19 protein-coding genes are annotated in these 20925 nt (G+C 69.0%); 6 read left to right on the forward strand and 13 right to left on the reverse strand.

What is annotated here, in order from left to right:
- Nucleotides 1-3 precede the first annotated feature (3 nt).
- Nucleotides 4-1185 (forward strand): 3-ketosteroid-9-alpha-monooxygenase, oxygenase component, encoded by a 1182-nt coding sequence (locus tag BR31_RS0121925; RefSeq protein WP_027502859.1) that lies wholly within the window; start codon nt 4-6, stop codon nt 1183-1185.
- A gap of 1 nt (nt 1186) precedes the next feature.
- Nucleotides 1187-1519 (forward strand): hypothetical protein, encoded by a 333-nt coding sequence (locus BR31_RS0121930; RefSeq protein WP_027502860.1) that lies wholly within the window; start codon nt 1187-1189, stop codon nt 1517-1519.
- A 63-nt stretch (nt 1520-1582) separates the two neighbouring features.
- On the opposite strand, the gene dmpG is transcribed toward BR31_RS0121930, so the two are convergent.
- From dmpG to BR31_RS0121950, 4 genes are read right to left on the reverse strand one after another with little or no spacing between them, the layout of a single operon-like run.
- A complete protein-coding gene (gene dmpG / locus BR31_RS0121935; RefSeq protein ID WP_037177737.1) occupies nt 1583-2635 on the reverse strand; it encodes a 4-hydroxy-2-oxovalerate aldolase in 1053 nt (350 codons plus the stop codon).
- A 5-nt stretch (nt 2636-2640) separates the two neighbouring features.
- A complete protein-coding gene (locus BR31_RS0121940) occupies nt 2641-3543 on the reverse strand; it encodes an acetaldehyde dehydrogenase (acetylating) (protein WP_027502862.1) in 903 nt (300 codons plus the stop codon).
- Between the two features lie 9 nt (nt 3544-3552).
- Entirely contained in the window at nt 3553-4338 is a 786-nt protein-coding gene (locus tag BR31_RS0121945; protein WP_027502863.1) for a 2-keto-4-pentenoate hydratase, read from the reverse strand.
- Between the two features lie 30 nt (nt 4339-4368).
- On the reverse strand, nt 4369-5964 hold the full coding sequence (locus BR31_RS0121950; protein WP_027502864.1) for an FAD-binding protein: 1596 nt from the start codon (nt 5962-5964) through the stop codon (nt 4369-4371).
- Nucleotides 5965-6090: 126 nt separating this feature from the next.
- On the opposite strand from BR31_RS0121950, the gene kstD reads away from it, so the two are divergent.
- From kstD to BR31_RS0121965, 3 genes are all read left to right on the forward strand, one after another.
- Nucleotides 6091-7827, forward strand: a complete 1737-nt coding sequence (gene kstD / locus BR31_RS29685) for a 3-oxosteroid 1-dehydrogenase (RefSeq protein WP_231496659.1) — start codon at nt 6091-6093, stop codon at nt 7825-7827.
- Nucleotides 7828-7839: 12 nt separating this feature from the next.
- Nucleotides 7840-8700, forward strand: a complete 861-nt coding sequence (locus BR31_RS0121960) for a MaoC/PaaZ C-terminal domain-containing protein (RefSeq protein ID WP_027502865.1) — start codon at nt 7840-7842, stop codon at nt 8698-8700.
- 108 nt (nt 8701-8808) lie between these two features.
- A complete protein-coding gene (locus BR31_RS0121965) occupies nt 8809-10587 on the forward strand; it encodes a cholesterol oxidase substrate-binding domain-containing protein (RefSeq protein WP_027502866.1) in 1779 nt (592 codons plus the stop codon).
- Nucleotides 10588-10762: 175 nt separating this feature from the next.
- Here the strand turns inward: BR31_RS0121965 and BR31_RS0121970 are convergent, their stop codons facing one another.
- From BR31_RS0121970 to BR31_RS0122010, 9 genes are all read right to left on the reverse strand, one after another.
- Nucleotides 10763-12277: an acyl-CoA synthetase gene (locus tag BR31_RS0121970; protein WP_027502867.1), complete on the reverse strand. Its 1515-nt coding sequence runs from the start codon at nt 12275-12277 to the stop codon at nt 10763-10765.
- Between the two features lie 47 nt (nt 12278-12324).
- Nucleotides 12325-13953, reverse strand: a complete 1629-nt coding sequence (locus BR31_RS0121975) for an acyl-CoA dehydrogenase family protein (RefSeq protein ID WP_027502868.1) — start codon at nt 13951-13953, stop codon at nt 12325-12327.
- 66 nt (nt 13954-14019) lie between these two features.
- Nucleotides 14020-14784 carry a hypothetical protein gene (locus BR31_RS0121980; RefSeq protein WP_051637643.1) on the reverse strand — a complete coding sequence of 255 codons (765 nt, stop codon included), beginning with the start codon at nt 14782-14784 and terminating at the stop codon, nt 14020-14022.
- Between the two features lie 124 nt (nt 14785-14908).
- Nucleotides 14909-15394, reverse strand: a complete 486-nt coding sequence (locus tag BR31_RS29690) for a hypothetical protein (RefSeq protein ID WP_051637641.1) — start codon at nt 15392-15394, stop codon at nt 14909-14911.
- The gene (locus tag BR31_RS0121990) at nt 15391-16632 is read right to left on the reverse strand and encodes a DUF58 domain-containing protein (RefSeq protein ID WP_037177741.1); all 1242 of its coding nucleotides are present in this window, start codon (nt 16630-16632) and stop codon (nt 15391-15393) included. Before BR31_RS0121990 ends, BR31_RS29690 begins: the two co-directional genes overlap by 4 nt.
- Complete coding sequence (locus BR31_RS0121995) at nt 16629-17588, reverse strand: AAA family ATPase (RefSeq protein ID WP_027502871.1); 960 nt, start codon at nt 17586-17588, stop codon at nt 16629-16631. The genes BR31_RS0121990 and BR31_RS0121995 overlap by 4 nt, the downstream gene beginning before the upstream one ends.
- The gene (locus BR31_RS0122000) at nt 17585-18070 is read right to left on the reverse strand and encodes a hypothetical protein (protein WP_027502872.1); all 486 of its coding nucleotides are present in this window, start codon (nt 18068-18070) and stop codon (nt 17585-17587) included. The genes BR31_RS0121995 and BR31_RS0122000 overlap by 4 nt, the downstream gene beginning before the upstream one ends.
- A complete protein-coding gene (locus BR31_RS0122005) occupies nt 18052-18975 on the reverse strand; it encodes a DUF4129 domain-containing protein (RefSeq protein WP_156042583.1) in 924 nt (307 codons plus the stop codon). Before BR31_RS0122005 ends, BR31_RS0122000 begins: the two co-directional genes overlap by 19 nt.
- Nucleotides 18976-19038: 63 nt before the next feature.
- Nucleotides 19039-19782, reverse strand: coding sequence for an SCO6745 family protein (locus tag BR31_RS0122010; RefSeq protein WP_027502874.1), 744 nt, complete (start codon nt 19780-19782; stop codon nt 19039-19041).
- Between the two features lie 216 nt (nt 19783-19998).
- Here BR31_RS0122010 and BR31_RS0122015 point away from each other — a divergent pair, with 216 nt between their 5' ends.
- Complete coding sequence (locus tag BR31_RS0122015) at nt 19999-20925, forward strand: bile acid:sodium symporter family protein (protein ID WP_027502875.1); 927 nt, start codon at nt 19999-20001, stop codon at nt 20923-20925.

Genomic DNA, 20925 nt, shown 5'->3' on the forward strand with positions numbered 1-20925 from the left:
GAGATGACGCAGACAAGCGGCGCATCCGGCAAGGGCATTCGCGAGATCGACGTGGGTGCCAACCCGACGCGATTCGCCCGAGGGTGGCATTGCATCGGCCTGGAGAGCGAGTTCCTGGACGGCAAGCCGCACGCGGTCGAAGCGTTCGGTACCAAGCTCGTCGTCTTTGCCGACAGCCAGAACAAGCTGCAGGTGCTCGACGCGTACTGCCGGCACATGGGCGGCGACCTGAGCCAGGGCAGCATCAAGGGCGATTCCGTCGCCTGCCCGTTCCACGACTGGCGCTGGGGCGGTAACGGCAAGTGCACGGGCATCCCCTACGCCCGCCGCGTCCCGCCGTTGGCGCGCACCCGCAAGTGGATCACGCTGCAGGAGAACAAGCAGCTGTTCATCTGGAACGACCCGGAGGGCAACCCGCCGCCGGATGACGTGACGATCCCGCGCCTGCCCGAGGTGTTCACCGACGAGTGGACCGACTGGCGCTGGAACCGGATCCTCGTCGAGGGCTCGAACTGCCGCGAGATCGTCGACAACGTGGTGGACATGGCGCACTTCTTCTACGTCCACTTCGGGTTCCCGAAGTACTTCAAGAACGTCTTCGAGGGCCACGTCGCCACCCAGTACCTGCAGAACCACGGCCGACCGGACGTGCAGAGCATGGGCACCCAGTACGGCGAGTCCGTGCTGGACTCGGAGGCGTCGTACTTCGGCCCGTCGTACATGATCAACTGGCTGCACAACGACTACAGCGGGTACAAGGCAGAGAGCATCCTGATCAACTGCCACTACCCGGTCACGCAGGACTCGTTCGTGCTGATGTACGGCGTGAGCGTGCAGAAGCCCCAGGGCCTGGACGAAGCCACCACCGACAAGCTCTCGCGCAAGTTCACCGAGGGCGTGACGATGGGCTTCGAGCAGGACGTCGCGATCTGGAAGAGCAAGAGCAAGATCGACAACCCGCTGCTCTGCGAGGAGGACGGTCCCGTCTACCAGCTGCGCCGCTGGTACGAGCAGTTCTATGTCGATGTCGCCGACGTCGAGGACAAGATGACGCAGCGCTTCGAGTTCGAGATCGACACCACCAAGGCCGTGGAGGCCTGGCAGCGTGAGGTCGACGAGAACCTGGCCCGTCAGGCTGAAGAGAAGGCGGCGGCGCAGGCCGCCGACAACAAGACGGGAGTGTGAGATGACCTCGACCTGGGCCAAGGCCCCTGACTTCGCCGACAGCCCGGCCCGGGTCGAGGCCGTCCGCGCACAGACCGCCATCGACCTGCAGACCTACCTCGAGGACGGCCTGCAGGAGGTGGAGTGCCGCGCCTGCGGCACCTGCGTCCTCGTTCGAAAGAACAGCTTCAAGCACACCAGCATCCAGTGGCAGGCCGACCCGGCGCAGGTGTGCCCGGAATTCACCAGCTCCGGAGGGCGAACCGGGTCTCAGCAGACCTGTCCACGACTGCTGAACAGCATCAACCACGCCGTCATGGAGGGCATCCTCGAGGTGCGCGACACCGACGCGTAGCGAACACCCGAACACGAGAAGGGGCGCGCATCCATCCGGATGTGCGCCCCTTCTCGTATCTGTCTAGCCGGCTGCGGCTTCCCGCTGCAGCTCGAGGGCGATGTCGATCAGCTGGTCTTCCTGACCGCCGACCAGCTTCCGCTTGCCCGCGCGCACCAGCAGCTCGGCGGCGGAGACGCCGTACCGCTCGGCCTGACGCTCGGCGTGCTTGAGAAAGCTGGAGTAGACCCCCGCGTAACCCATCATCAGGGCCTGCCGGTCGAGCAGGCACTCGGCGGGCATCGTCGGGCGCACCACGTCCTCCGCAGCGTCGGCGATCGAGAAGAAGTCGATGCCCGTCTTGACGCCGATCTTGTCGCAGACCCCGACGAACGCCTCGACCGGCGCGTTGCCCGCGCCCGCACCGAAGCGGCGGGTGCTGCCGTCGATCTGCTTGGCGCCCGCGCGCACCGCGGCGATCGAGTTCGCCACGCCGAGACCGAGGTTCTCGTGACCGTGGAAACCGACCTGGGCATCGTTGCCGAGCTCGGACACCAGCGCCTCGATGCGCTCGGATACCTGCTCCAGCACGAGCGCGCCCGCGGAGTCGACCACGTACACGCACTGGCAGCCGGCGTCGGCCATGATCCGGGCCTGCTGCGCGAGCTTCTCCGGCGGCGTCGAGTGCGCCATCATCAGGAAGCCGACGGTCTCGAGACCGCGCTCGCGGGCCAGGCCGAAGTGCTGAATCGAGACGTCGGCCTCGGTGCAGTGCGTGGCGATGCGGCAGATCGAGGCCCCGTTGCCCTGGGCCTCGATGATGTCCTCCTTGATGCCGAGGCCGGGCAGCATCAGGAAGGCGATCTTCGCCCGCTTCGCGGTGTCCACCGCGATCTTGATCAGTTCCTGCTCGGGGGTCTTGGAGAAGCCGTAGTTGAACGAGGACCCGCCGAGTCCGTCGCCGTGGGTGACCTCGATGACCGGCACACCGGACGCATCGAGCGCGCCGACGATCGCCCGCACCTCGTCCCCGGTGAACTGGTGCCGCTTGTGGTGCGAGCCGTCGCGCAGCGAGGTGTCGGTGACCCGGACGTCCCACGCCGGGTCGAAATGAACTGTGCCGTCGATGAGTGCCATTGCGCTCACGCCCTTACGGTGAGGAGCTTCTGGGCGATCTCCTCGCCCACCTTGGTTGCCGCCGCCGTCATGATGTCGAGGTTGCCCGCGTACGGCGGCAGGAAGTCGCCTGCACCCTCGACCTCGACGAAGGTCGTGACGGTCGCATGACCGCCCGACACCACGCTCGGCTCGTTGAACTGGGGCTCGTTGAGCAGACGGTATCCGGGCACGTACTCCTGGATGTCCGCCACCACACGGTGGATGGAGTCGGTGATCGCAGCCCGGTCCGCGTCCTCGGGGATGGCACAGAAGATGGTGTCGCGCATGATCATCGGCGGGTCGGCCGGGTTCAGGATGATGATCGCCTTGCCCTTGCGGGCGCCGCCGATGACCTCGATGCCACGGCTGGTGGTCTTGGTGAACTCGTCGATGTTGGCGCGGGTGCCCGGTCCGGCGGAGACCGACGCAACCGACGCGACGATCTCGGCGTACGGCACGTCGACCACGCGGGAGACCGCGTAGACGATCGGGATGGTCGCCTGGCCGCCGCAGGTGATCATGTTGACGTTCGGCGCGTCGAGGTGCTCGCGCAGGTTGGCGGGTGGAACCACCGCAGGGCCGACGGCCGCGGGGGTGAGGTCGATCGCGCGGATGCCGGCCGCCGCGTACCGCGGCGCGGCGTCGCGATGCACGTAGGCCGAGGTCGCCTCGAACACCAGATCCGGCTTCTCAGCCTGGTCGAGGAGCCAGTCGACGCCCTCCGCTGAGGTCTCGAGACCCATCTTGCGGGCCCGCGCCAGACCCTCGCTCTGTGGATCGATGCCGATCATCCAGCGCGGTTCGAGCCACTCGGAGCGCTGCAGTTTGTAGAGCAGATCGGTGCTGATGTTTCCCGACCCGACGATCGCCACGCTTGCCTTGGTCATGGGTGTCTCCTACTTGAACTGTAGAGAAACGGAACCGAGCCCGCTGAACTCGGCGTGGAACCTGTCCCCCGGGCGGACATCGAAAGCCCGGGTGCACGACCCCGGGAGCACGATGTCGCCCGCCTTCAGTTGCACCCCGAAGCCCTCGACCTCCTGCGCGAGCCAGGCCACGCCTGCCGCGGGGTTACCGAGGACGGCATCGCTGCGGCCCTCCGCGACCAACTCGTCGTTGCGCAGGAGGGTGGCCTGGATGGAGGTGAGGTCGATGTCGCCGGGCCGGACGCGCTGGGCACCGATCGCGTGGCCGGCGTACGAGGCGTTGTCTGCGATGGTGTCGCAGATGCCGATCTTCCACTCCTTGATCCGGGTGTCGATCAGCTCGATCGACGGCACCACGAACTCCGTCGCGGCGATCACGTCATCGACGGTGCACCCCGCGCCGGGCAGATCCGCCCCCAGGATGAAGGAGACCTCGACCTCCACTCGCGGCAGCAGGAAGCGCGAGGTGTCCACCGGCTCACCCTCGCGCAGTTCCCTGTCGTCGAACAGGTGGCCGTAGTCGGGCTCGTCGACGCCCATCATCTCGCGCATCGCGGCTGCGGTCAGGCCGACCTTGTGCCCGACCACGCGGGCACCCTCCGCCACCCGACGGCGGATGTTGATCAGCTGGATCTCGTAGGCGTCAACGACGTCCAGGTCCGGGTACTGCGCCGACAACGGATCGATCGCTGCTCGCCCCTTTTCTGCAGTATCGAGACGATCCGCGAGCTGGGTGCGCATCTCGGACGAGAGCATCATTGATTCCTTTCGTCGGTACCTGGAGAACTAGGCGGAGCCCCTTTGTACGGCATGCGCGCCAGCCCTGCGGCCGGAAAAGATGCAATCGGCGAGCGAGAGTCCGCTGACGTACGAGTTCGAGCAGATCCCCACCGCGGTACGGCCCGCCGCGTACAAACCCGGGATGGCCGCTCCCGCAGTCGAGGTGACCTCACCGGTCCCCTCGTCCACGACCAGGCCACCGAGGGTCAGCATCGGCAACGGGTTGGTCAGGCTCTTCTTCAGCGACACGTCGAACAGCGAGAACGGCGCCGTACGCACCGGCCGCACGAAGTCCGCCGGCTTGCCCATCGGATCCGCTTCGCCTGCCGCGATCGCGTCGTTGTGCGCCGCGACCGTCGCCGCCAGCCCGGCCGCGTCGATCCCGACCTTGGCCGCCACTTCTTCAAGGGTGTTCGCCGTGACGCCGTCGGTGCGGAGCAGGGTCTCGGCCTGGACGCGCTGGAACCACATGGTCTGGGTGCCGAGCTGCGAGCGCGCCTCCTTCACCAGGTCGGCGTCGGCCAGCAGCCAGCCCTGCCCGGAGTTCTCGGCGATCATCGCGTGGCCAAGCGCGGCCCCGTAGCGGGACTCGTCGACCATCCGGTTGCCCTTCTCGTTCACGAGCACCGAGCTGAGGAAGGCACTGGGCGGGACGATGAAACGCCAGGCGGAGATGTTGGACAGCTTGTCGGTCGCGGCGCCGACCGCGGTCCCCATCTGGATTCCACTACCGTCGTCGCCCGCCGTGCCGAGCGCCAGTCCGCCGCGGTACTGCGGCGCGTGTTCGGCGACGAGCTCGCGGTTCGCGATGAACCCGCCCGCGCTGAGCACCACGCCCGAGCGGGCCTGGATGCGGATCGGTTTGGCGTACCGCGCCTCCATCCTCTCGATCTGCTTCTGCAGGATCTTGCGCATAGGCGGGTAGTAGATACCCGGCTTGGAGGAGAGGGAGGTCAGCGCGGCATACCGCGCACGCACCCGCTTCGGCGCGCCGCGAAGGCTCAGGCACTGGACCCCGACCACGGTCCCAGTGTCGTCCATGATCAGCTCCGTCGCACGGGATTGCTGTTCTAACCGGACGCCGTTCGCCAACGCGGAGGCGATCAGGGGCCCGTAGAGCATCTTGCCCGAGGTGCCCTTGCCCTTGGCCCGGTGGCCACGGGGCGCCGGCTTCGCGACGTCGCGGAAGCCGCCCGCCGCCTCGCTACCCGAGTAGTACAGGTAATGACGATTGCTCGGGTACGACGTCTTGTACGGGCAGAGCGAGGCCTCGAACGGCACCCCGTGCCCGGTCAGCCAGTCGATCATCGCCGGACTCTCGTCGCAGAACTTCCGCAGCGTCTCCTGGCTGACGGCGTCCCCGACCTCGCGACTGAGGTAGGCGAACATCGCGTCCGAGCTGTCGGCGACCCCGGCCTGCTTCTGCACCCACGTCCCGCCACCGGCATAGACGATGCCGCCCGAGATGGTGCTGGCCCCGCCTCCGCTGTAGCGGTCGAGCGCGATCACGTCCGCACCCGCCGAATTTGCCTCGAGGGCAGCGGAGACACCCGCGACGCCGACCCCGATCACCACAACATCCGCGGAAAGGTCCCAGGACACCGCGCACCACCTTCCGCCACCCTGCAACGTGTTTTCGTTTGGTTCCGGTTGTCAAGCCCCAATTCGGCAATACTTCCTGGCAGAAAGCATGGACTGAGAGCCACCTCATTCTATAACGTGTTCTACATGAGCAAGCAGGAATACGACATCGTCGTTGTCGGTAGCGGCGCGGCGGGCATGACCGCGGCCCTGACCGCCGCCCACCAGGGTTTGAGCGTCGTCATCGTCGAGAAGGCCGCCCATTACGGCGGCTCCACCGCCAGGTCCGGTGGCGGCGTCTGGATCCCCAACAACGAGGTGCTCGAGGCCGACGGTGTCACCGACACCCGCGAGGCGGCCCGCGAGTACCTGCACAGCATCATCGGCGATGTCGTTGCGCCCGAGCGCATCAACACCTACCTCGACCGCGGGCCGGAAATGCTCTCGTTCGTGCTGAAGAACAGCGCGCTGAAGCTGCAGTGGGTGCCCGGCTACTCGGACTACTACCCGGAGGCCCCCGGCGGCCGCCTCGGCGGACGCTCGGTGGAGCCGTCGCCCTTCGACGGCAACCAGCTCGGCGACGACCGCAAGAACCTGGAGCCGGACTACGTCAAGGCCCCCAAGAACTTCGTCATCACGCAGGCCGACTACAAGTGGCTGAACCTGCTGATGCGTAACCGCCGCGGACCCATTCGCGCGATGAAGGTCGGCATTCGCTTCCTGGCCGCCAAGGCCACCGGCAAGGACCTGCTGGTCCGCGGGCAGGCCCTGGTCGCGGGCATGCGCATCGGTCTGCGCGACGCGGGCGTGCCGATCCTGCTGAACACCCCGCTGACCGAGCTGTACACGGAGGACGGCGCCGTCCGCGGCGTGAAGGTGCTCGTCGACGGCGAGGAGCAGGTCATCCGCGCCAAGCACGGCGTCGTGCTCGGCTCGGGCGGCTTCGAGCACAACGAGGAGATGCGCAAGCAGTACCAGCGCGCCCCGATCACCACCGAGTGGACCGTCGGCGCAAAGGCCAACACCGGCGACGGCATCCTGGCCGGCCAGAAGGTCGGTGCCGCAGTGGACTTCATGGACGACGCCTGGTGGGGTCCGTCCATCCCGCTGACCGGCGGCCCGTGGTTCGCCCTTTCCGAGCGGACCCTGCCCGGCTCGATGATGGTCAACACCAGCGGCAAGCGGTTCGGCAACGAGGCCGCCCCGTACGTCGAGGCCACCCACATGATGTACGGCGGCAAGTACGGCCAGGGCGAGGGCCCGGGCGAGAACATCCCGACCTGGATGATCCTGGATCAGCGCTACCGCAACCGGTACACCTTCGCGGGCATCACCCCGCGCTCGCCGTTCCCCGGCCGCTGGCTCAAGGCCGGAATCGTGGTGAAGGCGGGCACCATCGCCGAACTCGCCGAGAAGACCGGCCTGCCCGTCGACGCGCTGACCGAGACCGTCGAGCGGTTCAACGGCTTCGCGCGCAACGGCAAGGACGAGGACTTCGGCCGTGGTGACAGCGGATACGACGCCTACTACGGCGATCCCCGCCTGAAGAACCCCAGCCTGGCGGAGATCAGCAAGGCCCCCTTCTACGCGATCAAGATGGTGCCGGGCGACCTCGGCACCAAGGGCGGCATCCAGACCGATGTCGACGGCCGCGCGCTGCGCGAGGACGGCACCGTCATCGAGGGTCTGTACGCGGCAGGCAACGTCAGCGCGCCGGTGATGGGCCACACCTATGCAGGCCCCGGCGCGACCATCGGACCCGCGATGACCTTCGCGTACCTCGCGGTCCTGGACATCGCCGCGAAGGCGAAGTCGGGCGCGAGCGCCGAGTCGGCTTCCGACGCGAACGCCGAGTCCGCCACCGCCCCCGCCACTTCGAACTGACAGGGAGTCACGTTGCCCATCGACCCCAGCATCGCGATCGGCGCCGAGCTGCCCACCCAGGAGTTCTCCTGGACCAGCTCGGACGTGCAGCTGTACCACCTCGGCATCGGAGCCGGCGCGCGGCCGCTCGATGCCAAGGAGCTGCGCTACCTCGAGGACGGCAAGCCGCAGGTGCTGCCGACCTTCGCCACCGTGGTGGCCAACATCCATGCCACCGAGGCGCCGAAGGTGTCCTTCCCCGGTGTGGAGATCGACCTCGCCAAGGTGGTGCACGGCAGCCAGGAAGTGACCGTGCACCAGCCGATTCCGTCCGAGGGCAGTGCACGCACCACCACCCGGATCTCCGAGGTGTGGGACAAGGGCAAGGCCGCGGTCATCGTCCAGGAGTCCACCACCACCGACCTGGACGGGAACCCGCTGTGGACCGCACGGTCGTCGATCTTCGCGCGCGGAGAGGGCGGCTTCGGCGGCGAGCGCGGCCCGTCGGAGTCCGCCCCGCTGCCCGACCGGTCCCCCGACTTCGAGGTCGAGGCGCCGATCCTGCCGCAGCAGGCGTTGCTGTACCGGATGTGCGGCGACCGGAACCCGCTGCACTCAGATCCTCAATTCGCCAGCGCGGCAGGCTTTCCTGCGCCTATCCTGCATGGGTTGTGCACGTACGGAATGGTCTGCAAGGCCGCTGTCGATGCCGCGCTGGACGCTGACACATCGAAGGTCAAGGGTTACAAGGCCCGCTTCGCCGGGGTGGTCTACCCGGGCGAGACCCTCAAGATCCGAATCTGGAAAGAAACCGGCCAGTTGCTCATCTCGGCAAGCGTTCTCGAGCGCAGCGACTCGCCGGCCCTGGCAGACGTGGTCCTCACGCTCGCCTGATCCAGGCAAGCACGACAGATCGGTCGGCCGTTCCCAGCACGGCCGACCGATCTACCCAGCACTGACGAACACAACTCCCCCTCTCTCACACACGACTGGAGTAAACGCATGCCGGAATCGAACGATAAGCGTCTCGGCTTATCCAGGCGGGGATTCCTCGCTGCAGGGGCGGGGGCCCTGGCAGCGACGGCGGCGGGCGCATGGACGCCCGTCTACGCCATCCCGCTCGGCTCGTCGGGTTCGGCAGGCGGCTCGGGTTCTCTTGGCGGCGGACCGACGCTCCCCGCACCGCCGAGCTTCCCGGACGGCATCGAACTCGCGCAGCAGGCGTACCAGAACTGGTCCAAGGAGATCATGCTGGACTCCGTCTGGACCTGTCACCCCAAGTCCGCCGACGACGTTGTCCGGCTGGCTAACTGGGCGCACGCCAACGGGTACAAGCTGCGTCCGCGTGGCGCCATGCACGGTTGGACCCCGCTGACCGTCGTCAACGGCGCGCCCGTCGACAAGGTCATCCTGGTCGACACGATCAAGCACCTCAACGGCGTGTCGGTCAACGCGGGTGGCTCCCCGGCGACCGTCACCGCAGGCCCGGGCGCCACTCTGGACGCGATCACCACCGCGCTGCAGGCACAGGGCCTCGGCTTCGCCAACCTCCCCGCTCCCGGCGTGCTGACCATCGCGGGCTCGCTCGCCGTGGATGCGCACGGCGCCGCCCTGCCCGCGAACGGACAGGGCACCGCTCCGGGCCACACCTACGGCTCGCTGAGCAACCTGGTGACCTCGCTGACCGCGGTGGTCTGGGACGGCTCCGCGTACGCGCAGAAGACCTACTCCCGCAACGATCCTCAGATCAAGCCCCTGCTGACCAACCTCGGTCGCACCTTCCTCACCTCGGTGACCCTGCAGGCGGGCCCGAACTTCCGGATGCGGTGCCAGAGCTACACCGACATCAAGTGGACCGAGATGTTCGGGGCAAAGGGCGCCTCGGGCCGCACCTTCGAGAGCTACGTCGCCTCCAACGGCGGCGTCGAGGCCATCTGGTACCCGTTCACCGACAAGCCGTGGCTCAAGGTGTGGTCGGTCGCGCCCACCAAGCCCGCCGGGTCCCGCGAGGTCACCGGCCCGTACAACTACCCGTTCTCGGACAACCTGCCCGAGGTGCTCACCGATCTTCTCGGACAGATGAATGCGGGTGCCCCCGGCATCGCACCGCTGTTCGGCCAGACGATGTACACGACCACGGTCGCGGGACTCGCCGCGACCAACGCCAACGACATCTGGGGCTGGTCGAAGGACATCCAGTTCTACATCAAGGCCACCACCCTCCGCCTGACCGAGGGCGGCGGCGCCGTCATCACCAACCGCGCCAACATCGGTCAGGTCATCCACGACTTCACCAACTGGTTCAACGAGCGCATCGAGTTCTACAAGGCCAAGGGCCAGTACCCGCTCAACGGTCCCGTCGAGATCCGCTGCTGCGGCCTCGACCAGGCCGCTGACGTCAAGGTCCCGTCGGCAGGCGCTCCGACCATCTCCGCGATGCGTCCGCGCCCGGATCATCCCGAGTGGGACACCGCCATCTGGCTGAATGTGCTCGGCGTCCCGGGGACCCCCGGCATGTTCGAGTTCTACCGCGAGATGGAGCAGTGGATGCGCTCGCACTACACGGGCAACGACTACACCTTCCGCCCCGAGTGGTCGAAGGGCTGGGCGTTCGGCGCGAACCCGTACACCGACGGCGGAATCATCAGCGGCGCCCTGCCGCAGAGCTACCGCGACGGCGTGCCCGCGAGCGACAACTGGGACACCGCACGGGCGACGTTCAACACGCTCGACCCGCACCGGATCTACAGCAACTCCTTCATGGATCAGCTGCTGCCGTAGCGCACAGATCACGTTCACCAACGCCGGTGGTGCCCGCGAAAGCGGGCACCACCGGCGTTCGCGTTCGCGGGGCTTCCCGGCTTCGGGCGCCGTCGCCGGATGTGGCCGCCCTGTCATCACTACGGCCGGCCGTGGCAGTGCCACGGCCGGCCGTAGTGACAGGTGATCGGTCCTGCTATCCGTCGGACATACCGGCGGACAGCCGATCACGCAGAGCGTTCTTCTGGATCTTGCCCGTCGCGGTGGTCGGCAGAGCCGGGAGGAAGCACACCCTGGTCGGCGTCTTGAAGCCGGCAAGCCGTTGGCGGGCAAACGCGATGACCTCCTCCTCCGTGAGGATCTCGCCCTCCGTGGCGACCACGAACGCCACCGGCGTCTCCCCCCATTTCTCGTGTGCGGCACCGACAACGGCCACGTCGCGCACCTGAGGCATCTGCGCGATCGCCAGCTCGACCTCGCGGGTGTAGACGTTCTCCCCGCCGCTGATCAGCATGTCCTTTCTCCGGTCCACCAGGGTGATGAAGCCGTCCTCGTCGGCCCAGCCCAGGTCGCCGGAGTGAAACCAGCCGCCGCGCAACGCCTCGGCGGTCTCCTCGGGGCGCATCCAGTACCCGACAAAGACGTTGTCTCCCCGTACGAGGAGCTCGCCAACGGTGCCGGTTGGCACGTCCTGATCCCGGTCGTCCACGATCCGGGTCTCGATACCGAACAGCGACCGGCCGATGGACCCGGCCTTGGTGCGGATGTACTCGGCATCGAGCTTCGCGACCGACGGCGCGCACTCGGTCATCCCGAAGCCCTCCTCGAACGGGATGCCGAGATCGGCGAAGAACTCGAGCACCCCGATCGGCGCAGGCGCCCCGGAGGTGAGCGCACAGTCCAGCGAGGACAGGTCGTAACGCTTGAGATCGGGCACCGCCGTCACGGCCTGCCACATCGTCGGCACGAGCAGCAGCTGGGTCGCCCGTTCCTTGGCTACCAGCTCCAGGACGGTGGTCGGGTCGAACGACGGCAGGATCACGTTGCGGCCGCCCACGTAGATGAAGGGCAGCGTGTGCAGGCCGAGCCCACCCATGTGGAACATCGGGAGCGCGGTGACGGTGACATCGCTCCGACGCAGTCCGAACGCCGACGTGACGGCGACGGCGTTCGCTCGCAGGTTCTCGTGCGTGAGCATCGCGCCCTTGGGGCGGCCGGTGGTCCCCGAGGTGTACATGATCACCGCCACGTCGTGCCGGTCGACCTGCGAGGGCACCGGCGTCGGGCTCCCGCCCGCCACCAGCGTGTCGTAACCCTCGCCCAGGGTGACGACGTCGCGTACCTGGACGCCGGGCTCCGCCAACGCGTCCGGCACCTGGGTGAACATCCCGTGTGCGAACAGGAGCTCCGCACCGAGATCGGCCAGCACGTAACCGATCTCGGGCGCCGTCAGCCGCACGTTGATCGGCGTGAAGATCGCCCCGAGCTTCGCGCTCGCGAAGAGGATCTCCAGGCACTCCACCGAGGACGCGACGACGGCCGCGACCCGATCCCCGCGCCGGACCCCGAACCGATCACGAAGCTGATTGGCCAGTCGGTCGGTGCGGTCGTTGAACTCGCCATACGTCCAGGACCGCCCGTCGTAGACGAACGCGACCTTGTCCCCGCTCAGTCGGGCGCGCTGGACCGCCCACTCACCGATTCCCTGCATTGATCGACTCCCTTGCGTTGTATGGGTCCGACTCGAAATGTGTTCGCTCAGCCGACCTTCGGGGTGACGCGTCCGATGATCGCCGCGAAGTCGACGCCGGCGGGCAGGGTGCCGTAGACGCTGCCCCGGTCGCCGTCGAGGCGGGTCGCGATGAACGCGTCGGAGACGGCCGGGTCGCCGAACCGGACCAGCAGCGATGCCTGCAGGACGAGGGCCATCCGTTCGATGACCCGGCGGGCCAGAACCTCTGCGCCTGCGAGATCGTTGAGCTGGGACCGGATCTCGGCCACTTCACGCTGGATACTGGGCTCGGCGCCCGCGAGGGCGACCTCACCGAAGAACGCCTCCACCGACTGCGGGCTCTTGGCCATGGCACGCAGCACGTCGAGCGCCGCCACGTTGCCGCTTCCTTCCCAGATGCCGTTGAGCGGGGACTCGCGGAAGAGCCGCGGCATCTGCGACTCCTCGATGAAGCCGTTGCCGCCGAAGCACTCCAGTGACTCCGCCGCGTGCGCGGGCCACCGCTTGCACACCCAGTACTTTCCGATCGCCAGCGCCAGCCGCAGGAACCGCGCTTCCGCCTGGTCGCCGCGGGTGGATCGATCGTGCGCTCCGGCCAGGCGCATCATCAGCAGCGACGCGGCCTCGGATTCCACCGTCAGATCCGACAGCACGTTGCGCATCAGGGGCTGATCGATCAGGTAGCTGCCGAACGCCTTACGGTACGTCGCGTGATGCGCGGCCTGGGTGACGCCGCGGCGCATGCCCGATGCCGCGCCGATCAGGCAGTCCAGTCGCGTCATGTTGACCATCTTGATGATGGTCGGCACGCCCCGGCCTTCCTCCCCGATCCGCCAGCCGACCGCGTTCTGGTACTCGATCTCCCCCGACGGATTCGACCGGTTGCCCAGCTTGTCCTTGAGCCGCATCAACCGCACGTCGTTGAGAGTGCCGTCGGGCAGGACGCGCGGCACCAGGAAACAGGTCACGCCTGCATCCGTCTGCGCGAGGGCCAGGTAGAGATCGGCCATGGTGGCGGAGGTGAACCACTTGTGGCCGACGATCCGGTAGCTGCCGTCCGGCTGCTCCGTCGCGCGGGTCGTGTTCGCCCGGATGTCGGAGCCGCCCTGCTTCTCGGTCATCGACATGGTGGCAAGCAGCCCGGCCTTGCCGAGGGGCGCCGTCAGACCCGACTCGTAGAAGCCGTTGGACAGCAGCGGCTCATAGGTGGCCGCCAACTCCGGGTTGTCCCGCAGGGCAGGGATCGCGGCGTACGTCGCCGAGATCGGGCAGGTGTGACCGGCTTCGACGTTCGACCAGACGTAGAACTTCGCAGCGCGGGCGACGTGACTGCCCGCGCGGTCATCCGACCACGGTGCGCCGTGCAGGCCGTTGGCCACGGCGGTGGTCAGCAGGTCGTGCCAGGCCGGGTGGAACTCGATGTCGTCGATCCGATGGCCGAAACGGTCGTAGGGCCGCAGAATCGGCGGGTTCTCGTTGGCCAGTCGGCCCCAGTCCTGCACCTCCGCGGTGCCGGCCAGCTCGCCGAGCGCGTTCACCTCGCCCACCGACCATTCGGCACCCTCACGCACGAGCCCGTCCATCAGCGTCGGGTCGTCGGCCACGTTGTGGCCCTCGAGCGGGTTGGCCTGATTGAAAACCTCATGCGTCTGCATGGCTGCCTCCTTCGACTATGCGAAGGACATTACGTTTTTCAAACAGTTGAAGTCAATGAGTAATATTCAGCCCTCCGCGCCCCCTCCCACTTCGGGGATCGAGACGAACTCTTCCTGGTACGCGGCCCACGCCGTGTGTACGTTCGCCACGGTCCACGGGTGCGGCTGCAACTGGGGCGGCAACACCGGATCGGTGAGCAGGTGGCGCACGATCGCCGTGGCCACCGTGAACCGGTCCACTGTGCTGACCGCAAGGTCCATCAGGCCGAGCAGCCGACGAGACTCCTTCTCCCACGCGGACAGGTCCCACAGCGCGGCGACCAACTCGACGGCGTCACCGTCGGGTCGCCCCCGCAGCAGTTCCACCGGCTGGCCGACCAGGCCCAGCGGGCGGACCAGGTTCGCCGGGCGCAGCCACACCCCCTCCCGCAACTCCGCCAGGCGCAGCCGGGTCAGCCGGGCGCGCAGGGTGGCGCGGTCGCCCGGGTCTCGCCCGCTCCCGGTCACCACCACGATCTCCCATTCCCCGTCCCAGTCCGTGGTCTCCTGCCGCACCTCGTGGAGCACCCGCTGGCGGCGCTCGAGCAGCGCAGAACTCAGATGGAATCCGTCGGCGGTCCGGATCAGGTCACCACCGGAGACCATCCGGCTCAACGCGGCCCGGGCAGCGGACTCCTTGATGTCGAAGGCCCCGGCCGCACGAACCACCTGAGCCGGGGTCGGCTGCGCGGGATGGTTGCTGACGAGCAGGCTGAGGATCACGCCGCGCGCCGTCAGACGTGGTAGATGCGCCTCCAGGTCCAACGCCGAAGAATCGGTGGTGCCGTCCACGTCCGGTGACTCCTTGCTGTTGGGGTGGGTGGGTTCTTCGCCCACCGTAGGGCCAGATCAGGCCGAAACCTCCCCGGGGTGCGCGCGCCGAGAGTTGCCACCGGGGATCGCACGGCCCTGCCGCTCAATCCACGAGGCGCCGATGATCGTCACGGCCAACCCGTTTCGCCGTGGCATAGGGCGCGAGCACCAACGCGTACACCGCCAGGCATGCGATCGGCGCGACCAGTGGCAGCCAGGCGATCTCGAAGGGCAACAGGAACACCGACACCGCCGCGGCCGCGGTCACGACCGCCACCGCCAGCACCTGCCCCACTTCGGTGACCACGATCCCCGGCATGTGCGCGGAATGGGCGGCCAGCACGAACACTGTCGCCCCGACTCCGGCAACTCCCGCCTGCACCGGCGTCGGCTCGCCCAGCGCCAACGCGAGCAGCGCGCCCTGCACGGCACAGACCACCGCCACCCGGCTCCACCGCGCGACGAACACCCCCGCGGCGGAGAGCACCGCCGCGATCAGTGCCTGCGCCTGCGCATGGGGAACGACGGCGGCACTCATCGACCAGCCGGCGCCGAGGGCCATCGCGCTCGATCCGGTGAGCGTGGTCATCGCGGCACCACCGCCCGCCTGTCTCGGCGGCCGACCCCGGCCAGCACGCGTTCGAGAGACGAATCCCCCTGCCAGCCGACGACATCGATCCCGAGGACGCCGAGATCCCGATACATGTTCCTGCGTTCGAGCCGCCACATCCTCGCGACGGTCGGATCGAGCTCGTCCACGAACGGCGGGCCTGCGAGCACGTCCACCACGGCCACGGTGCGGCCCCGTTTGCGAAGGTCGATGAGGGCCAGCGCGAAGTCCGTATCCAGCAACGTGGTGAAGGCGATCACCGCGGCGCCGGGCGGCACGGCTGGTCGCGGCACCAGCGTGCCCTCGAGCGGCAGGGTGCGCTCGCCCGCGCCGAGCACGGCCTCGACGATCCGGTAGAACTGCCGGCGACCGAGATCCGGTGCGAGCCAGCGCGATCGGGTACCGAGTACGACGACCGCGGTGCGGTCACCACGCCTGAGCGCCGCCTGCGCGACCTGGCAGCCGCCGCGCACCGAACGATCCAGGCTCTCGCTCGCGGGCCCGGGCGCCTGCGGGTGCGCGTCGATCAACACCACGACGTCCGCCGCGCGATCCGTCCGGCGTTCGGTGACGTGCAGGGCGCGGCGGCGCGCACTCACCGGCCAGTTCACCGCGCGCAGTTGGTCGCCGGGGACGTAGGCGCGGATGTCCGCGTACTCCACCCCTGGCCCGTGTCGTTCGGTTGGATGCGCCCCGAACCGATCCGGCAGGTCCGTCGGCGGGATCCCCGGCCGGTTCGGATCCACGAGGGGGAACACATCGACCGTGGCCACCTCGGCCACCGCCGCACCCACCAACAACCCACCCGCCGCGGTCACGTCGACGGCCACCCGCGGCCGATAGCTCCCCCACCGTCCGGCGGTGATCCGCACGCCCGTGCGCCGGTCGTCCGGGCTCGCCGCCTCCTGCTCGATCTCCAGCCCCTCCTGCGGAAGCGCCCGGACACCGCAGGCCGACCGCAGACCGGCCGCGTCCACCGCGACCGCAAGCCGCACCGACTCCGCCTCGAACATCCGGACCGTCGTCGGATCGCCGCGCACGGTCACCCGATCGGCGGGGCGGGGCAACAGCGCCCGCGCCGCGAGCGCGCCGAGCATCGGGGCGGCGAAGGCCAGCAGCTCCGGTCTGCCACCGACGAGCGCGACGACCAGTGCGGTGGCCGAGCACGTGGCGAGGGCCGCCGCCGCGGGCGAGGCCCGCCACTCGATGGCGCTCACGTGCTCGCCCTCGGCACCGGCAGCCGGCGCAGGATGTCGGCGACCACCTCCTCGGGGTGGATCCGGCGCACCCACATCTCCGGTCGCAGCGAGATCCGGTGCGCCACCGCGGGCGCGGCCAGCGCCTTGATGTCCTCGGGGATGACGTAGTCCCGACCGCCAAGGAGTGCCCGCGCCCTGGCGAGCTGGACGAGGTCGAGCTCCGCCCGTGGGCTCGCGCCGACCTCCACCTGGGGATGCGAGCGGGTCGCGGCCGCCAGCGACACCACGTACCGGAGCACGTCCGGGTGCACCGAGACCTGTTCGACGCTGTCGCGCATGGCGTGCAGTTCGTCCGCCGTCACGGTCGCCCGGACGTCCACCGAGCCCGCGCCGCGGTCCAGGCGGCGCTGCAGCATCTCCTGCTCGTCCGCGGCGCCGAGGTATCCGAGTCGCAGCCGCAGCATGAACCTGTCGAGCTGCGCCTCCGGGAGCGGATAGGTGCCCTCGTACTCGATCGGGTTGTCGGTGGCGAGCACGATGAACGGGTCCGGCAGCCGGCGGGTGACCCCGTCGATGCTGACCTGCCCCTCTGCCATCGACTCCAACAGCGCCGCTTGGGTTTTCGGCGGCGTTCGGTTGATCTCGTCGGCGAGGAGGACGTTGGTGAACACCGGTCCGGCACGGAACTCGAAGCGTCCCGACTGCATGTCGTAGACGGTCGAGCCGAGCAGGTCGGCTGGCAGCAGGTCAGGAGTGAACTGGACGCGGGTGAACTCCAGCCCGAGTGCCGCCGCGAAGGACCGCGCGATCAGCGTCTTGCCCAGCCCCGGCAGGTCCTCGATCAGCACGTGCCCACCGGCGAGGACCACCAGCAGCACCGTCGTGATCGCGTCCCGCTTGCCGACCACGGCCCGTTCGATCTCGGCGAGCACCGCCCCGGCTCGGGCCGTGGTGGCCCGCGTCGCGGCGGTCACAGCTGCTCCAGGCGGGTCAGGATGCGCTCGAGCGCCCCACGCCCGGGGCCGGGCCCGTCCGGATCGCCCGTGCGCGCCCCCGCCGGGTCCACCCACCGCCACAGGTCGGCGCCGAACATCGCGGCCCCTGCCGCCTCGATCTCGGCGTGGCCCCGGGGAGCATGCGGTCCGCTCACGTGCACGAACTCGCGGGCGAGCAGCGGCCGCAGGTGCCGGTCCCAGTCCGCGCACGAACCGTCCGCCCAGCTCACCAGCGTCTCTGTGCGAAGACGCCAGCGCCGCAGCATCTCCTGCTGGGAGTTCGACGGCGCGACGACCTCGCCCGCCGCCGGTGCCGCGTCGACGGCTCGGCGCATCGCGAAGATCACGACGGCGGCCGACGCTCCGATCGCGATCAGCGCGGCCGCGGGCGCGCCGGCCCGCAGCGCCATCGCGTCCAGCGCCGCGACGAAGAGGATCCCGATCACGGCGATGCGGCGCATCGCATCTCCTCCAGCTCGGCCAGGACGGAGCGCAACAACTCCGCCGCCGTGCTCCGGTGTCGCTCGGTCATCTCGTGCCCGCTGAACCTGGCCTCCTCGAAGAGCCCGACCAGAGCCGTGGCACTCTCCCTGTGCAGCGCGCCGTGGCGTACCGCACGCGCCAGCACCTCGGATGGGGTGTCGGATGCCAGTGGCGCGGCGTCGGGCGCCGCGCCGAGAGCGCGTTCCATCGCCAGGTAGCAGGCGATGATGGCCGCTCGGGGGTCCGCCCCGGTGTTCGCGACCTCGGCGAGGACCAGTTCCGCTGCCCGCCTGAAGGATTCGGCGGCCGCTCGCCGGGCAGCGGGGACCGTGTCCTCCTCGCTGGAGTCGGTCGTCTCTGGCACCAGGAGCCGCGCGCGGGCGACGGCCCCGGCCAACAGCAGCGCGGTCAACAGCGGCAACACCAGCAGGATGTCCGGCCAGATCTCACTGCCGCGGGGAGCGGGGAGCTGTCCGACCGCGGGCAGGTTCGGATCGGTCGCGCCGCCATTCGGATCGGAGGGGGCCGCCCGGTCCCTGCTCGGTGCGAGGGCGAGCGCGGCGGTCACCACCAGTCCCGCAAACCCGAACCACGCCACCCCCTGCCACCATCGGCCGGGCGACGGGCGGTGGCCGATCCACGTCGGTGCCGGTCGCACCGGCCTGCGCGACGGGCCCAGTACCAGCACCGCCACCAGGGCGATCACGGCCACGAGGACCGCGATGGCCGCAATGACGAGCATCGCGACCAGCGCGGCCGTTCCGTCGGTCCTCGGCGGCGCCGCAGGCGGCTCCTCGACCTCGGGCAGGTAGCCGCGGAGCGCAAGGACGCTCACCACGATCAACGCGATAACCGTGGCAGTGCGACCGACCGCCGTGCCCACCACTCCATCGTCGCACGGTGCCCGCACGAGATCGATGGATTCGCAGGCGGGGTGGCCCCGGGATCAGCGAGCGGGGAAGACTGCCGCGTTGGCGTCCGCGAGCAGGGTGACGAGTTCCTTGCCCTCGGTCTCGTCCAGGACGTCGAATGCCTGCGAGGCGAGCTCGTCGGTGATCTCCTCGGCGCGCGCCCATCGGGCCCGGACATCCTCGCCGGGCGCCGTGTAGGGCGCGGGCCAGCCGTAGAGCGCGGCCTGGTCGGGCCCGCTGGCCAGCGGCGAGCCGGCGATCAGGACGGCGTCCCGCGGGCTGACGCCCTGGCTCTTGACGGCGACGAGGTGGACCCCTCCACGCAGCTCCCTCAGGACGTGCGTGAGCTGGAGGACCCGGGCCCGCGGATCCGCGGGCAGCGGCACGGCCCGCCAGCCGGCGAACAGCGGCACACCCGCAGGATCGGCGTTGGCCGCGACGGCCTCCATCAGTTCGGCGAGCCGCTCGGCCCCGTCGAACGAGGCGAGCTTGCGGACGCCGAACTGCTGCGCGGCGAGCGCGTAGCCACGGGCGGCCTCGGCGGCAGGCATCGCCACCGACTCCCAGGCGGCCCGCACGCTGTCGGCGGGGAAGAACCCGGCGGCGGCCGTCACGACGTCGGCGTCGACCTCGCCGAGGACGCCACAGCGGCCGCGCATGTACGGGCCGATGAAGCCGTCCACACCGGTGCTGCGGCCGAACTCCTTGGCCTCGCGGGAGAACATGAATCCCCCGCCGATCTGCTGGATCTGATCCTTGACCTCGTGTGCGACCGTCATCGATTCCACCTCTCGCCGGGTACTCGTCCCAGCGAGGCTATGCCACCCGTCATAGTCAGCGATAGGTCGGTTCGGCGATGCGGCGACTGCGGCGCCCTCCGGCACGACGAATATGGGCGATATGCCCAATTCCGGTGTGGACACCCGTATCTTTGCGCCGAGAATCTGTCGGCGACGCGTGCACGTCGCGAGCCTTCCAGGAAACGGGGATCTGCGATGAATTCCGGGCTGTCCACGGTCGCACTGCCGCTCGCGTTGGCGATCATCATGTTCGGCCTCGGCCTGTCCCTGACCGTCGGGGACTTCGCGCGGGTCGCCAGACATCCCAAGGCCGTCGCGATCGCGTTGGTCTGCCAGTTGATCCTGCTGCCCGCGATCGCGTTCGGGCTGGTGCTGCTGTTCGACCTGCCGCCGCTCCTTGCGGTGGGCATGATGCTGCTGGCCGCCTCCCCCGGCGGGACAACGGCAAACCTGTTCAGTCATCTGTTCCGCGGTGATGTCGCACTGAATGTCACACTCACGGCAGTGAATTCGGTGATCGCGGTGGTGTCGCTACCGCTGATCACCAACTTCGCCCTCGGGCATTTCGCACCATCGGACGGCACCGGTTCGCTCGGCCTGCAGTTCGCCAAGGTGGTGCAGATCTTCGCGATCGTGCTGATCCCGGTCGCCATCGGCGTCTGGGTACGGCAGGCGTGGCCCGCCTTCGCGGACCGGATGGACCGTCCCGTTCGGATCGGCTCGGCGGTGGTCCTCGCGCTGGTCATCGTCGGCACGGTGATCGCCGAGCGGGAGAACGTCACCGGGTACCTGGCGGACGTCGGCCTGATCACCTTGATCTTCTGCATTCTGAGCCTGAGCATCGGTTACGTGCTGCCGCGGAGGCTGGGCATCGCCAGCAGGCAGTCGATCGCCAGCTCGATGGAGATCGGCATCCACAACAGCACGCTCGCGATCACGATCGCGATCAGCCTGCTCGACAGCACCCGCATCGCGGTCCCCGCGGCGGTGTACGGCGTCATCATGTTCCCCGTCGCGACGGCCTTCGGCTGGCTGATCACCCGCGGCCGCGGGGACGAGCAGAGGCCCGCGGCGCCCTCGGGGTCGTCGACCGATCGCGACCTCGACCCCGCCGCGGGCTAA

Source organism: Rhodococcus sp. UNC363MFTsu5.1 (assembly GCF_000686785.1).
Taxonomy (GTDB): Bacteria; Actinomycetota; Actinomycetes; order Mycobacteriales; family Mycobacteriaceae; genus Rhodococcus_G; species Rhodococcus_G maanshanensis.

Excerpts from the sequence above, each read along its gene's own strand:
- BR31_RS0122010 (WP_027502874.1), bottom strand. The coding sequence starts at position 19,782 with ATGACGGTCGCACACGAGGTCAAGGATCAGATCCAGCAGATCGGCGGG.
- BR31_RS0121940 (WP_027502862.1), bottom strand. The coding sequence starts at position 3,543 with ATGACCAAGGCAAGCGTGGCGATCGTCGGGTCGGGAAACATCAGCACC.
- BR31_RS0122015 (WP_027502875.1), top strand. The coding sequence starts at position 19,999 with ATGAATTCCGGGCTGTCCACGGTCGCACTGCCGCTCGCGTTGGCGATC.
- BR31_RS0122000 (WP_027502872.1), bottom strand. The coding sequence starts at position 18,070 with ATGCGCCGCATCGCCGTGATCGGGATCCTCTTCGTCGCGGCGCTGGAC.
- BR31_RS0121925 (WP_027502859.1), top strand. The coding sequence starts at position 4 with ATGACGCAGACAAGCGGCGCATCCGGCAAGGGCATTCGCGAGATCGAC.
- BR31_RS0121975 (WP_027502868.1), bottom strand. The coding sequence starts at position 13,953 with ATGCAGACGCATGAGGTTTTCAATCAGGCCAACCCGCTCGAGGGCCAC.
- dmpG (WP_037177737.1), bottom strand. The coding sequence starts at position 2,635 with ATGGCACTCATCGACGGCACAGTTCATTTCGACCCGGCGTGGGACGTC.
- BR31_RS0121970 (WP_027502867.1), bottom strand. The coding sequence starts at position 12,277 with ATGCAGGGAATCGGTGAGTGGGCGGTCCAGCGCGCCCGACTGAGCGGG.
- BR31_RS29690 (WP_051637641.1), bottom strand. The coding sequence starts at position 15,394 with ATGACCACGCTCACCGGATCGAGCGCGATGGCCCTCGGCGCCGGCTGG.
- BR31_RS0121930 (WP_027502860.1), top strand. The coding sequence starts at position 1,187 with ATGACCTCGACCTGGGCCAAGGCCCCTGACTTCGCCGACAGCCCGGCC.
- kstD (WP_231496659.1), top strand. The coding sequence starts at position 6,091 with ATGAGCAAGCAGGAATACGACATCGTCGTTGTCGGTAGCGGCGCGGCG.
- BR31_RS0121945 (WP_027502863.1), bottom strand. The coding sequence starts at position 4,338 with ATGCTCTCGTCCGAGATGCGCACCCAGCTCGCGGATCGTCTCGATACT.
- BR31_RS0121965 (WP_027502866.1), top strand. The coding sequence starts at position 8,809 with ATGCCGGAATCGAACGATAAGCGTCTCGGCTTATCCAGGCGGGGATTC.